Source organism: Nocardia brasiliensis IFM 10847, from assembly GCF_000710915.1.
Taxonomy (GTDB): Bacteria; Actinomycetota; Actinomycetes; order Mycobacteriales; family Mycobacteriaceae; genus Nocardia; species Nocardia brasiliensis_A.
Map to the genome: position 1 here is coordinate 1 of NZ_BAUA01000152.1, position 13,470 is coordinate 13,470.

General features: G+C 68.2%; 11 protein-coding genes and 1 tRNA gene. 3 read left to right on the forward strand and 9 right to left on the reverse strand.

Annotated features, from left to right (window positions below; translation table 11 throughout):
- The coding region (locus tag NBRGI_RS29190) for an MATE family efflux transporter (protein WP_036561401.1) at positions 1-736 on the forward strand (736 nt) is incomplete at its 5' end.
- A 70-nt stretch (positions 737-806) separates the two neighbouring features.
- Here NBRGI_RS29190 and NBRGI_RS29195 read toward each other — a convergent pair.
- The 3 genes from NBRGI_RS29195 to NBRGI_RS29205 form a co-directional block, all read right to left on the reverse strand.
- Entirely contained in the window at positions 807-1,382 is a 576-nt protein-coding gene (locus NBRGI_RS29195; RefSeq protein WP_014988179.1) for a TerD family protein, read from the reverse strand.
- Positions 1,383-1,432: 50 nt separating this feature from the next.
- Positions 1,433-1,924 (reverse strand): pyridoxamine 5'-phosphate oxidase family protein, encoded by a 492-nt coding sequence (locus NBRGI_RS29200; protein WP_029900414.1) that lies wholly within the window; start codon positions 1,922-1,924, stop codon positions 1,433-1,435.
- 122 nt (positions 1,925-2,046) lie between these two features.
- Positions 2,047-2,499, reverse strand: coding sequence for a flavodoxin domain-containing protein (locus NBRGI_RS29205; protein WP_029900415.1), 453 nt, complete (start codon positions 2,497-2,499; stop codon positions 2,047-2,049).
- 637 nt (positions 2,500-3,136) lie between these two features.
- On the opposite strand from NBRGI_RS29205, the gene NBRGI_RS29210 reads away from it, so the two are divergent.
- Complete coding sequence (locus NBRGI_RS29210; RefSeq protein ID WP_029900416.1) at positions 3,137-4,600, forward strand: stealth family protein; 1,464 nt, start codon at positions 3,137-3,139, stop codon at positions 4,598-4,600.
- On the opposite strand, the gene NBRGI_RS29215 is transcribed toward NBRGI_RS29210, so the two are convergent.
- The 6 genes from NBRGI_RS29215 to NBRGI_RS29240 all read right to left on the reverse strand — a co-directional run bounded on the left by NBRGI_RS29215 (position 4,548) and on the right by NBRGI_RS29240 (position 12,987).
- Entirely contained in the window at positions 4,548-5,501 is a 954-nt protein-coding gene (locus tag NBRGI_RS29215) for a phosphodiesterase (protein WP_200882241.1), read from the reverse strand. The genes NBRGI_RS29210 and NBRGI_RS29215 overlap by 53 nt on opposite strands.
- A gap of 183 nt (positions 5,502-5,684) precedes the next feature.
- On the reverse strand, positions 5,685-6,776 hold the full coding sequence (locus NBRGI_RS29220) for a glycerol dehydrogenase (RefSeq protein WP_029900418.1): 1,092 nt from the start codon (positions 6,774-6,776) through the stop codon (positions 5,685-5,687).
- A 130-nt stretch (positions 6,777-6,906) separates the two neighbouring features.
- Complete coding sequence (locus NBRGI_RS29225; protein ID WP_029900419.1) at positions 6,907-7,677, reverse strand: MazG family protein; 771 nt, start codon at positions 7,675-7,677, stop codon at positions 6,907-6,909.
- Entirely contained in the window at positions 7,674-11,288 is a 3,615-nt protein-coding gene (mfd, locus tag NBRGI_RS29230; RefSeq protein ID WP_029900420.1) for a transcription-repair coupling factor, read from the reverse strand. The genes NBRGI_RS29225 and mfd overlap by 4 nt, the downstream gene beginning before the upstream one ends.
- Positions 11,289-11,491: 203 nt before the next feature.
- A complete protein-coding gene (locus tag NBRGI_RS29235; protein ID WP_014988187.1) occupies positions 11,492-12,139 on the reverse strand; it encodes a TetR/AcrR family transcriptional regulator in 648 nt (215 codons plus the stop codon).
- Between the two features lie 233 nt (positions 12,140-12,372).
- The gene (locus NBRGI_RS29240; RefSeq protein ID WP_036561438.1) at positions 12,373-12,987 is read right to left on the reverse strand and encodes a TetR/AcrR family transcriptional regulator; all 615 of its coding nucleotides are present in this window, start codon (positions 12,985-12,987) and stop codon (positions 12,373-12,375) included.
- Positions 12,988-13,317: 330 nt separating this feature from the next.
- Here NBRGI_RS29240 and NBRGI_RS29245 point away from each other — a divergent pair.
- Positions 13,318-13,388: transfer RNA gene (locus tag NBRGI_RS29245), tRNA-Gln, on the forward strand.
- Positions 13,389-13,470: the final 82 nt, after the last annotated feature.

Consider the following 13,470-nt stretch of genomic DNA (forward strand, 5'->3'; position numbering starts at 1 on the left):
TGCCACGCTGCCACTTCGGCCGTGGCCGGTGCGGCGCTCGACCGTGCTGGCCGAGTTGAAGCTCGGTACGCCGATCGCGCTCACCTACGGTTCGGAAGCGGGGATGTTCTCCGTGCTCGCCCTGGTGATGGGCAGCATCGGACCGGCGGCATTGGCCGCGCACAACGTCGTGTACCAGATCATCTACATCGTGTTCCAGGTCGCCATCGGTGTCTCGCATGGCGCCTCGATCCTGGTCAGTCACGCCGTGACCCGGGACGAGTACCCGCACGCGCGCGCCCTGGCCTGGCTCGCGCTGCGGCACGTCGCGGTCGTCGCGGTGCTCACCGGAGCGGTCTACGTGATCGCGCCCGACTTCGTGCTGCGGCCCTTCCTCAGTTCCGAGGACACCGGCACCGTGCAGATCGCGCACACGCTGCTGCTGATCGGCATCGTGCTGCAATTCTTCGACGCGGCGCAGAACATCGGCACCGGGCTGCTGCGCGGACTCAAGGAGACCAACGCGGGCTTCCGGCTCTCGCTGATCGGCTACTGGGGCGTGGGCCTGCCGGTGGCACTGCTGCTGGCCTACCCGGCCGGGCTCGGCGCCGCAGGCGTCTGGTGGGGCCTCACCGCGGGCCTGGCCACCACCGCGATCCTGATGCTGCGCCGCTATTTCGCACTGCTCGACGGGCGCGAGCGCGACCGTCGTCAGGTGGTGCCGGAGGCCACCGAACGGCTCAGCAGCCCTAGCTGAGACCCGGCTCGGATCCGGTGCCCGTGGCAGATCGCGCCGCGCGCACCGGGTCCGAGCGCAGTGCGCGACTTCAGATGTTGACGCCGTAGTCGCGGGCGATACCCGCGAGGCCCGAGGCGTACCCCTGGCCGATGGCGCGGAACTTCCACTCGTTGCCGTGGCGATACAGCTCGCCGAAGACCATCGCGGTCTCGGTCGAGGCGTCCTCGGTCAGGTCGTAGCGCGCGAGCTCGATACCGGTCGCCGCGTCCACCACGCGAATGAACGCGTTGCGGATCTGGCCGAACGACTGGCCGCGCGCGTCGGCGTCGTGGATCGACACCGGGAAGAAGATATTGGTGATGGTCGGCGGGGTCGCGCTCAGATCGACGTTGATCACCTCGTCGTCGCCCTCACCCTCGCCGGTGAGGTTGTCGCCGGTGTGCTCGATCGAGCCCTCGGGCGAGCGCAGGTTGTTGTAGAACACGAAGTGCTGATCGGACAGCACCTTCAGATTCTGCCCGGTGGCCAGCGCGCTCGCGTCCAGGTCGTAGTCCGCACCGGTGGTGGTGCGCACATCCCACCCCAGACCCACGGCTACCTTGCTGAGGTTGGCTGCCTGCTTGGACAGCGAAACGTTGCCGCCCTTCGCCAGTGTGACGCTCATTCAACCGCCTTCGTTCTCGACTGTGAATACCCGGAACCGGTTGGGCCGGTTCAGTTCTGGTTGTCCGCCCAGGCGCGCAACGTGGACACCCGGCCTTCCAGGGCATGCAGTTCGCTCGGATCGAGCACGTTGCGCTGGATGCCCTTGTCGACCTCGAAGGCCGACTGCCGATGGTCGTCGATCGCGTCGACGTCGATGCGCACCGCCGCGTAGTCCGCGGCATCGGGCATCTGCTCCGCGACCACCTTCGCGGTGCCTCTGGCACACAGCGCGACATTACCGCCGCCGAGGATCAGCAGCGCCACCTGCGGGCGTTCCCGCAGCCGGGCCAGCGACCCGCGATCGAACTTGAGGCTGATCAGAATTCGCCGGTCGCCGGCGCGGACCGGCCAGGACACGGGGATCGCGTGCGGCGCCGGATCGGTGGTCACCAGCACGGCGATAGTTTCTCTCGGCCACTGGGGTAGCACGTCCAACTCGGGATGATCAGCGTGATCGGTCGAGTGGTCTTGACGTTGCACAGGGCTCGCTCCGGCCGCCATCTTCGTCACCTCATGGATCGTCACGCGCGACGGGCTGTGCCGCGCTTGCCTAGCCAGTCTAAAGTGCTGGGCCACTTGCTCGCTGGCGCTGCCCCCGATGTCCGAAGGATCTCAGCGGACTATCAGGCCGAGGTGAGGGTAGGTATCGCTAACCCGGACGCCCATGCGCGCGCCATCTCTTTCGCCCGGATATCGGTGGACGCGTCGTGCCGCGCGTGCGCACCGAACTGGGTCGCGCCGCGCGCGATCAGCCGCTGCGCGGCGATCTCACCGCCGCGGTTGAAGGTGTCACCGTAGACGCTGTCACCGAGGCCGAACACCGCGAAGCGCAGGCCGGTCAGATCCGGCGCGCTCGCGTCGAGCTGGTCGAAGAACGGTTCCGCGCCCGTCGGCAGATCACCGTCGCCGTAGGTGGAGCACACGATGATGTGCGCATCGCGCGCGTCCAGATCCTCGACCGCGAACTCGGCCATGTCGTACACGGATACGTCGTACGACGAGAGCTCGTCGGCGACGCTGTCCGCGACGGCCTCGGCCGTGCCCATCTCGGATCCGAACAGAATGACGACGCGCACCGGGCGTGCTCCCTTCCCACAGATTTCAAGGTTGGTGAGGCTATCCTAATTAAGCTCGGCTACAGGCGCCAGCCCTTCGCCACCCGAGTCGGCCCGGCATGACGACGATCACGGTCAGCGCGCCCCGGCAGCCATCGGAAATCGCGCTGTCGGCGCGAAATCGGTACCTGTGCCGCAACATCGCGGCAGCGCGGGCGGTCAGTGGCAGCGGAACGGCAGCAGGTGGGACGGGATGTCCCGATTGACGAAATGTCACCTTGGATGCATCATTCGTACAGCTCCCATTGTTGTCTGGGACATCTTTCTCGCCGGCCGATGACTGTCCGGCCCAGCGTGCTGTATCCCGTGCGCACGCTCGGTCGTTCTCACCGCAGCGGCACGGATCCAGCGCATCCATCTGTAACGCTTTGCGTTCTGCCGTGAGTGAGGTGAAAACGAAATGGTTTACCGCTCGTCTACATACCGCGTGATCAATTCGTCCCTGCGCTACGGCCTGGTCCCCCACTTCTGAATGCGACCGCGCCCGGGCGCGGTACTCCCCCAGCCGAAGTCACGATTTCGGCGGGGACGCCGCTCGGTTCCGGCGCGGTGCCCAGCTGACGAACTCAGGCAGTGCAGCAAGAAGTGGAGAAAACTGATGATGGACATGGGGGCAGTGAATTCCGGAGCGATCGAGATGGCGACCCTGCCGATGGCGGGCAATCTCGTCGTATCCGAGGCGATGATCGAGGATCTGGGCTACCTGCGCTCGGAACTCGCGGCGGCCGAGGTGCCGTTCCTGCTGGTCCGCGACCGCGGGCACCGGCTGATCCTGGCCGCGGACGCGGCGCACCACCTGATGGTGCGGCGGGTGACGGCGGCCGCGATGGCCGCCGGGTTCACCTGTGCCGAGTTGCAGCACAACGTTTTCCGGCTCGGCCGCGACGGCGACCCGGCCCATCACGTCGAACTGGAGCTGTGGGACTACCACGGGGACACGGTCGAGTGCCCGCGCCCGAACGCGTTGACCCGCACCGTCTTCGACCTCGCAGACGTCGAGCAGACGCAGGTGCTGCTGTTCGACCGCACCTGGCCGACTCTGGTCGACATGTTCGCCGCGCAGGCGGACGACGTGAATTTCGACATCGACCTGGTGTTCTCCTGGGTCGACGGCTCCGACCCGGAGTTCCGGGCCCGGCGCGCCGGCCTGCTCGCGCAGGTCGTCGTCGGTGAGGGCGACGACGCGGACGCGCGCATCCGCCAGATCGATGAACTGAAATACGCACTGCGGTCGGTATACAAGAACGCGCCGTGGATCCGGCGGATCTTCATCGCCACCGATTCCGCTGTGCCGCAATGGCTGAGCGATCATCCGAAGGTGACGATCGTCCGTGCGCTGGACCACTTTTCGGACACGAGCGGACTGCCCGTCTTCAATTCCCATGCGGTGGAATGCCAGTTGCAGCACATCGAGGGACTCAGCGAGCACTTCCTGTACTCCAACGACGATATGTTCTTCGCGCGTCCGGTCCGGCCGTCGATGTTCTTCACCGCGGGCGGGGTGAGCCGATTCATCGAGGCGGACACCAGAATCGGGCCCGGCCGCAACAACGAGCGGCGCAGCGGTTTCGAGAATGCCGCACGGGTGAACCGGGAACTGCTCGCGGCACGCTTCGGCCACGTGATCACCCGGCACCTGGAACACACACCGGTTCCGTTGCGGCGCAGCGTATTACTGGAAATGGAGGCGGAGTTCGGCGCGGATTTCGCGCGCACCAGGGCCAGCCGGTTCCGCGCCGCCACCGATATCTCGGTGACCAACTCGCTCTACCACTACTACGCGCTGCTCACCGGGCGCGCGGTGCCGCAGGAAACGGCGCGGATGCGCTACGTCGACACCACGAGCCAGCAGGGACTCGCGCTGCTGGACGGGATCGAACGCCGACGCGATGTCGACTTCTTCTGCCTCAACGACGGCAGCTTCCCCGAGATCAGCGAGGCCGAGCGGGTGCGTGCGGTTTCGGAATTCCTGAACCGGTACTTCCCGGACCCCGCGCCGTGGGAACGGCTCAGCGCACCGTCTCGTCATCCGATTCCGGAGTCGTCGCCCGGCGCCGCATGACGTGCGGAATGCGCGCGGCGGGCGGGATCACGATGCCCTGCGCCGCGAGCGTCGCCCTGGCCTCGTCCGCGCTCGACGGTGACCCCACCGTCGGGCCGCGGTCGATCGGCACCACCGAGTGCACCACGGTGTCCGGGTAGATGTGCACGTAGTTGAAGGCCTGCGCGCCGTCGCGACCGCGCAGGCCGCCCTGCTCCACGCCCAGATCCTGGCTGTAGCAGGTCGAGGACGCCACCGAGACCGGGATGCCCGCGAACGTGGCGCTGGTGGAGAAGTGCAGGTGACCCGCCAGGATCGCGCGTACGTCGCTGCCGTCCAGCACGTCGGCCAGCCGGCGCTGGTCGCGCAACTCCACGGTGACGGCGAGGTCGAGCACGCACGGAACGGGCGGGTGGTGCATCGCCAGGATGGTGCCGAACGGCGCGGGCTCGGCCAGCACCGAACGCAGCCAGACCAGCTGATCGTCGGTGATCTCGCCGTAGTGGTGCCCCGGCACCGAGGTGTCCAGGGCGATGATGCGCAGGCCGTCGATCACGTGCACGCGATCCAGCGGAGCGGTGGAAGGTCGTTCCCCCAGCAGCTTGCGGCGCAGCGTGCCCCGGTCGTCGTGGTTGCCGGTCACCCACACGATGGGCGCGGGCAAACTTCGCGCGAACGGTTCGACCAGCGCCTTGAGCTTGTCGTACGCGCCGGGCTCGCCGCGATCGGTGAGGTCGCCGGTGAACACGATCGCGGTCGGCCGGATCCGGCTGGCCGCGGCCTGCTCGAGCAACTGGCGTAACCGCACGTCGGCGTCGACGTCGCCGTACAAATCGCCGTCGCCGGCGATCAAATGGGTGTCGCTGAAATGGAACAACACATGATCGGGTCGCGGGTGCTCCGCGACTCTGCTGATGTGCACCGGACCGAACGTCCTCCCCGGCGGTTTGCCCGCCATTGGCTTCGGATTCCACCGCCACAATAGCGAAGGCCTACCGACAGGTTTCCCGCCGGACGGTGACGACATGCTTGCGGGAAGGTGAGAATTTCGTGTCGAATCCCGTCGCAAGCGCCTACCAACCATTCGCGGACGCGGGGGTCCGCGTTATCGCCGGCCGAGCGCGTCGGCGGCACGCATGGCGTCCAGGACCATCGCGGCATCGACCTCGAACGGCTCGTTGTGCATCGTCTCGCCAGGGGCCGTGGCCCGCGTCGCGATCGCGGACAGCGTGCTCACCTGGGCGTCGGCCAAACCGACCGCGGCCAGGGTGGTCGGCAGGCCGACTTCGGCGCAGAAGTCGAGCACCGTGTCGATCTCGCCGCTCGGCGCGCCCTCCAGCACCAACTGGGTGAGCACGCCGAAGGCGACCTTCTCACCGTGCAGGTACGCATGGGTCTGCGGGGCGGCGGTCAGTCCGTTGTGCACGGCGTGGGCTGCGGCCAGCCCCGAGGACTCGAAACCCAGACCGGACAGCAAGGTATTGGCCTCGACGATCCGTTCCAGCGCCGGCGTGACGGCATGCTCGCGCACCGCCGCCAGGGCTTGGCGGCCATCGGCGAGCAGCGTCTGGTAGCAGAGCTCGGCCAGCGCGGTGGCGCTGCGGGTGGAGGCACCGCCACGCATGTTGCGCACCCGGGCCGCGGTACAGGTCCGGGCCTCGAACCAGGTGGCGAGTGCGTCGCCCATGCCGGCGGCGAGCAGCCGCGCTGGCGCCTGCGCGATGACCGAGGTGTCCACCAGCACCAATGCCGGATTGCGCCGCACCAGCTGGTAGGTCTCGACTTCGCCTGCGGCGGTGTAGATCACCGACAGCGCGCTGCACGGCGCGTCACTGGAGGCGGTGGTGGGGCAGCTGATCATCGGCAGGCGCAGATCGTCGGCCACGGCCCGCGCCGAATCCAGCACCTTGCCGCCGCCGGCCCCGAGCACGACGGTGCAGCCGCTCTCGCGCACCGCCGCGGTGATCTGCGTGATCTCCGCCCTGGTGCAGTCACCGCTCGAAACATGCACGGAATAGGCGATTTTCGCGTCCGTCAGCGATTGCTCCCAGGTGCCGGCCAGCAGCCGGCGCGCGCTGGCGCCCGCCACGATCAGCACCGGCCCGTCGAGCCCCAGCCTCGTCATCTCCGCCCCCAGTGCGGCGGTCGCGTCGCGTCCCTGCACGTAATGCCCGGGTGAAGAGAACACACTCAGCATCTGTCGACCTCCCGTTCATCGGGCACACCGCCCTCCTGCGGGACCCGCTGGGCCAACGCTACGCCGATCCCGGGAGAGTCCCCGGGGCCGCTACACCGGCAGCGAGGCCTGTTTTCCGGGCTGCCGGGCGCTAACCGGTCCAGTACTTGCGCCAGTCGGCCGCCGTGAGCGGAGCGCGTTCGTCGCGGGCGAGTTCGGCGGCGTCCTCGGTGGCGCGGATGGCGGCGGCGAAGTCGAGGGTGGCTTTGCGCAGGCGCTCTTCGGCGCTGTCGGGGCCGCCCAGATGCACGACGGTGAGCTCGGCCGGGACGAGATCTTCGGGCAGACCGGCTCTGGTGCTGCGACCGCGCACCTTTTCGGCGAGCGCGAGGGCGGGCTGGGCCAGCGCGATGCCGTCGAGGCAGGAGCGCCGGGCCTTCTCCGCGGATTTGCGTTCCTCCCACGCCGATTCCTGGGCGGCGATCTTCTCTTCGAGCGTGGTGTCGGCGGCGAACTCGGGCTCACGGAGCGAGGGGCTGCGATTGACGAGCTTGGCGACCAGCGCCGCGGCCACGTCGTCGACCGTGAATTCGCCTGCGGCCTCGGCGATCCGGGAGTGGAACAGCACCTGGAGCAGCAGGTCGCCCAGCTCCTCCTTGATGGTCTCGGCGTCGCCGTGCTGGATGGCGTCGAGCAGTTCGTAGGTCTCCTCGAGCAGGTACGGACGCAGCGAATCGTGGGTCTGGGTGACCTCCCAACCACCGAAATGCCAGAGCCGATCCATCACCTCGACCGCGCCGGACAAGCCCGCGGCGATCACCGCGGTGTCCTCGCGCGGGGACTCGTCCGGCTCGATGCCGGGCGGCCTGCTGGCGGCGGCATGCCGCGCGGCCCGCAGCACGGCCTCGTCGCGGTCGGTCATCGGGCGGCCGATGCCTCGGTGGCGGTGGTGAGATCGACTGCGCCCTGGGCCTTTCCGTCCAAGGCGAGCAGCAGGTCTGCGACGTACTGGAGCAGCACGACATCGCGCACCCGGTCGGCGCCGACACTGTCCTCGACCCGCGGCAGCGGTAGCGAGATCACCCCGCTCGCCGCGCGATACCCGGCGCTCGGATAGATCCGCTTGAGGCGCATCTGCTTGGAATCGGGCAGATGCAGCGGCGAGATCTTCAAGGTGGTTCCGGTGACCGCGATTTCGGTGACCTCGTACTCGCGGGCCAGCAGCCGCAGCTTCGCCACCGAGACCAGGCGGCCGACCTCCACCGGCAGCGGGCCGTACCGGTCGACGAGTTCCTCGACGACCGAGGCCAGGGTCGAATCATCCTGTGCCGAGGCGAGTTTGCGGTACGCCTCGAGCCGCAGGCGGTCGCTGGCGATGTAGTCCGGCGGAATGTGCGCGTCGACGGGCAGGTCGATCCGGACTTCCTTCGGCTCCTCGGTGACGATCGGCTTGCCGTCCGCCGCGGCCCGGTATGCCTCGACCGCCTCGCCGACCAGGCGGACGTACAGGTCGAAGCCGACGCCCGCGACGTGACCCGACTGCTCGGCGCCGAGCACGTTGCCCGCGCCCCGGATCTCGAGGTCCTTCATCGCGACCGCCATGCCCGCGCCGAGGTCGGAATTCTGCGCGATGGTGGCCAACCGGTCGTAGGCGGTTTCGGTGAGCGGCTTCTCCGGCGGATACAGGAAGTAGGCGTAGCCGCGTTCCCGGCTGCGCCCGACCCGGCCGCGCAGCTGATGCAGCTGCGAAAGGCCCAGTGCGTCGGCGCGTTCCACGATCAGGGTGTTGGCGTTGGAGATGTCCAGGCCGGTCTCGATGATGGTGGTGCAGATGAGCACGTCGAATTCGCGCTCCCAGAAACCGGCGACGGTGGATTCGAGCGCGTCCTCGTTCATCTGACCGTGCGCGACCGCGACCCGCGCCTCCGGCACCAGATCCCGAATCCGCTTGGCCGCCTTGTCGATCGAGGACACGCGGTTGTGCACGTAGAAGACCTGGCCGTCCCGCAGCAACTCGCGCCGGATCGCGGCGGTCACCTGCTTGTCGTTGTACGCGCCGACATAGGTGAGCACCGGGTGCCGTTCCTCGGGCGGGGTGAGGATGGTCGACATCTCACGGATGCCCGCCAGACTCATCTCCAGGGTGCGCGGAATCGGCGTCGCGGACATGGTGAGCACGTCGACGTGGGTGCGCAGGGCCTTGATGTGCTCCTTGTGCTCGACGCCGAACCGCTGTTCCTCGTCGACCACCACCAGCCCGAGGTCCTTCCAGCGCACGCCGGTCTGGAGCAGGCGGTGCGTACCCACCACGATGTCGACGCTGCCGTCGGCCATACCCTCCAGCACCGCGCGGGCATCGGCCGGGTCGGTGAAGCGGGACAGGCCCTTCACGGTGATCGGGAAGCCCGCGACACGCTCGGTGAAGGTTTGCAGATGTTGTTGCGCCAGCAGCGTTGTCGGCACCAGCACGACGACCTGCTTGCCGTCCTGTACCGCCTTGAACGCGGCGCGCACCGCGATCTCGGTCTTGCCGTAGCCGACGTCGCCGCACACCACCCGGTCCATCGGAACCGGCTTCTCCATATCCGATTTGACCTCGGCGATGGCGGTCATCTGATCGACGGTCTCGGTGAACGCGAACGCGTCCTCCATCTCCTGCTGCCACGGGGTATCGGGCCCGAAGGCGTGCCCCGGCGCGGCCTGGCGGGCCGCGTAGAGCTGCACCAGCTCACCGGCGATCTCGCGAACCGCCTTGCGCGCCTTGCGTTTCGTGTTCGCCCAGTCCGAGCCGCCCAGCTTGGACAGGCTCGGCATCTCGCCGCCGACATAGCGGGAGAGCTGATCGAGCGACTCCATCGGCACGAACAGCCGGTCGCCCGGCTGGCCGCGCTTGCCCGGCGCGTACTCGATGACGAGGTACTCCCGCCGGGCGCCGCCGACGGTGCGCTCGATCATCTCGACGAACCGGCCGATGCCGTGCTGGTCGTGCACCACCATGTCGCCCGCGTTCAACGCCAGCGGGTCGACCTGGTTGCGCCGCTTGGCGGGCAACCGCTTGCCTTCGCCGGGCGCGGTGACCCGATTGCCGGTGAGATCGGACTCGGCCACCACGACGAGTCCGGCGTCGTCGAAGATCAAACCGTCGTGCAACGAACCGCACAGCACACCGACCAGCCCGGGCGCGGGCTCGGCGCCGGGGTCCAGCGCCGCGGCGGGCACGTCGGCGTCGGCGAGGCGTTCCAGAATGCGTTGCGCCGTACCGTGTCCGGCCACCACGACCACCGCGCGGCCGCCGGTGGACACGTGCGCGCGCAACGAGGCGAAGATGGTCGCGACGAGTTCGTCGGAGCCGCGCGCGGCGGGCCCGGCCAGCACCGGCAGCACCACCTCGGCGGGGTCGCCGGAGGTGAGCGGGGTGAGCGTCCACCACGGCAGGCCCTGCTGATCGGCACTCTCGTGCACGGTGGACAGCGGGCGGTAACCGGAGGCGGCCAGATCGAGGCCGTGCGCGCCCAACGGCGCGGCCGCCCCGAACGACGCCGCGGTCCACGACGCTTCCAGGAACTCCTCGCCGGTCCGCACCAGATCGGCGGCGCGGGTGCGCACCTTCTCCGGATCGCACAGCAGGACATGGGTTCCCGCGGGCAGCAACTCGGTGAGCAAGCACAGCTCGCCGGGTTGCAGCACCGGGAGCAACGCCTCCATGCCGTCCACCGGGACGCCCTGGGCCAGCTTCTCGAGCATCTCGACCAGCGCGGCGTCGGCCGCGTTGGCGACCGCGACCTCGGCCGCCCGCGCGCGCACCGCGTCGGTGAGCAGCAGCTCGCGACACGGCGGCGCGACGACGACCTCGACCGACACCTCGCTCAGCGAGCGCTGGTCGGCGACCGCGAACGGGCGCAGCTCGGTGATCTCGTCGCCCCAGAACTCCACGCGCACCGGATGATCCGCGGTCGGCGGGAAGAGATCGAGGATGCCGCCGCGCACCGCGAACTCGCCGCGCTTGCCGACCATGTCGACCCGGCTGTACGCGAATTCGACCAGGCGCGTGAGCAATTCGTCGAAGTCCAGTTCGGCGCCGACGCGCAGCACGACCGGTTCGATATCGCCGAGTCCGCCGGCCATCGGCTGCATCAGCGAGCGCACGGTGGTCACCACCACGCGCAGCGGCTCGGGGAAGATCGGGTCGTCGGGGTGGGCCAACCTGCGCAGCACCTCGAGCCTGCGCCCGACCGTGTCCGCGCCGGGCGAGAGCCGCTCGTGCGGCAGGGTTTCCCAGGAGGGGAACTGCGCGACCGTATCGCCCAGCATCTCGGCCAGCTCCACGGTCAGATCATCGGCCTCGCGCCCGTTCGCGGTGACCACCACCAGCGGCCGTTTCGCCGCGATCGTCGCGGCGACGAACGGGCGTACCGCAGACGGGGCCACCAACTCGACCGACGACTTGCCGACCAGCTCGGTGACGGTCTGCAACGCGGCATCCGCACCGGCGACCGCCGCCAGTCCGGCCAGCGGTGGACGATGGGTCGACATGAACAACTCCTGAGCTCAAGCTGCGGTTTCGAGCGGCCAGGGCAAAGTTTAGCTGCCCGCCTCTGCGCGAATTCAGGCCAGACCCAGGTGCTACGACCGCGACGTCGGCGGCCGGCGGGTGGTTGGCCGCCGAGTCGGCCCGTACCCGGTGAGTTACCATGCACTCGCCAGATCAGTCGTCCTGGCGGGCAAGCCGTCGAAGTCTAGGGCACGTAGCGGCGCAGGCGCCTGGCGGCGAACTCGCGGAAGTAGGCGAGCTTTTCGGCCGGGACGATCGAGGGAAGCAGGAAGTACCAGACGCGTTCCATGCGGGTCGCCATCTGGTCGATGGACTCGGTGCCGACGGCGATGATGTGCACGCCCGCGGTCATCTCCTGCAACAGCATGCCGATCACCTCGGCGTCGAGCTCCGGCTGCAAATCGCCCTGGGCGATAGCTCTTTCGGAGAGGACGCGGTAGGTGTCGCCCCACGTCTTGGCGATGTTGTCGCCCTGGGCGCCGCGGTAGTCACCGATCTGATGGGTCAGCTTGAGCATCGCGCCGACCATCGGATCGTTCATCGACAGATCCGCGACCACGTAGGTGATCCCGATGCACGCCTCCAGCGCGGGCACCCGGGGATCGAAGAAACCCTGGCACGAGCTGACCAGCCGCTCGTTGCCCTGGTCGACCACCGCACGCGCCAGCTCTTCCTTCGAGCCGAAGTGAAAGTACAAGGCGCCCTTTGTCACATTGGACTGCGCGATGATCTCGCTCAGACTCGCGTTCGCGTAACCCAAGCGCAGAAAGACATCGGCAGCGCCCGCAAGAACGGAGTCGCGGGTGATCTCCGCGCGCGCTTGCCTAGCCATCAGATCCGCCTGTCATCCTAAAAACCAGCCATCCTGAAGTAGACCGACATCACGAAGTAGACCGACTTACCGCCCGAACAGCACCCAAAGGATGGGTGAACCGTACCACCAGCCGGGCCCTCGGCAGTCAATTCGAGCATTCGACCGGACCCGCTTCGCAATTCGCTGGTTAACAACCCGCGCTCACCCACCCCGCAGGCTCCGCAAGCTCCACCTGCTGCCATCCCCGTGAGTCACTCCTCGATACCGGTGCGCCACTCCGAGCTGAGATGCGGGTCGGCCTCCAGATGGCTCAGCCCGTTCCAGCACAGATTCACCAAATGCACGGCGACAACCTCTTTGGAGGGTTTGCGCTCGTCCAACCACCAGGTGGCCGCGGTGGCCACCTGCCCGACCAGCGCCTGGGCGTAGAGCGTGGCCAGGCTGGTGTCGAAGCCGCGGCGCTCGAAATCGCCGGCGAGGATGTGCGCCACCTGGTTCACCGCCTCGTTGAGCAGGCTGGAGTAGCGGCCCTCGGCATTGCCCGCGGGCTGATCGCGCACCAGGATCCGGAAACCGTCGGTGCGTTCCTCGATGTAGGTCAGCAGCGCGAGCGCGACCTGTTCGAGACGGACCCGCGACCGATTCTGGGTGAGCGAGGACACGATCATGTCCAGCAGCATGGACATCTCACGATCCACCACGACGGCGTACAACCCCTCTTTGCCGCCGAAGTGTTCGTACACCACGGGTTTGGAGACCTGCGCGCGCTGCGCGATCTCCTCGATCGAGGTGGCGTCGTAACCGCGTTCGGCGAACAGCGCGCGACCGATCTCGATCAGCTGCTGCCTGCGCTGGGTACCTGTCATCCGCGGACGCGGCGCCCGCTGCGTCTCGCTCCCCGACATCGCCACTCCGCCTCCCTTCGCTGCCGAACTCCGCCTGACCTAACTGTTCCAGACAGCTCGCCGCTTCGCCCGCTCTCCCCCGCAACTGCGCGTTTCGCGTGCACACTCGAGCTGAATGCGCCTGGTGGGTAACCTCGATCCGGGAGAGCTCGCCGGCCGCGCCGGATGATCCTCGCCCGACTCGGCGTCCGGCGTCGAACTCGGCATTCGCCGAGATGCGGAACAATATGCGAGGATCTTCCTCGTGCCGTGGTACAGCGGCGGGTGTTTCCCGATCCGCCGATGTGACAATCCGCCGTGGTGTAATGGCAGCACCTCTGATTTTGGTTCAGATAGTTCAGGTTCGAGTCCTGGCGGCGGAGCTCGGCAGCACGATGACTATCGTTGGCCCCGCCCATCAGCGCCCAGCGCAGCAGATCCCAGCACGATGAGCGCCCTAGCACG

Bases quoted from the DNA above. Each gene is read 5' to 3' on its own strand.
- NBRGI_RS29195 (WP_014988179.1), bottom strand. From the start codon at position 1,382: ATGAGCGTCACACTGGCGAAGGGCGGCAACGTTTCGCTGTCCAAGCAG.
- NBRGI_RS29200 (WP_029900414.1), bottom strand. From the start codon at position 1,924: ATGGCGGCCGGAGCGAGCCCTGTGCAACGTCAAGACCACTCGACCGAT.
- NBRGI_RS29210 (WP_029900416.1), top strand. From the start codon at position 3,137: ATGATGGACATGGGGGCAGTGAATTCCGGAGCGATCGAGATGGCGACC.
- NBRGI_RS29220 (WP_029900418.1), bottom strand. From the start codon at position 6,776: ATGCTGAGTGTGTTCTCTTCACCCGGGCATTACGTGCAGGGACGCGAC.
- NBRGI_RS29225 (WP_029900419.1), bottom strand. From the start codon at position 7,677: ATGACCGACCGCGACGAGGCCGTGCTGCGGGCCGCGCGGCATGCCGCC.
- mfd (WP_029900420.1), bottom strand. From the start codon at position 11,288: ATGTCGACCCATCGTCCACCGCTGGCCGGACTGGCGGCGGTCGCCGGT.
- NBRGI_RS29235 (WP_014988187.1), bottom strand. From the start codon at position 12,139: ATGGCTAGGCAAGCGCGCGCGGAGATCACCCGCGACTCCGTTCTTGCG.
- NBRGI_RS29240 (WP_036561438.1), bottom strand. From the start codon at position 12,987: ATGACAGGTACCCAGCGCAGGCAGCAGCTGATCGAGATCGGTCGCGCG.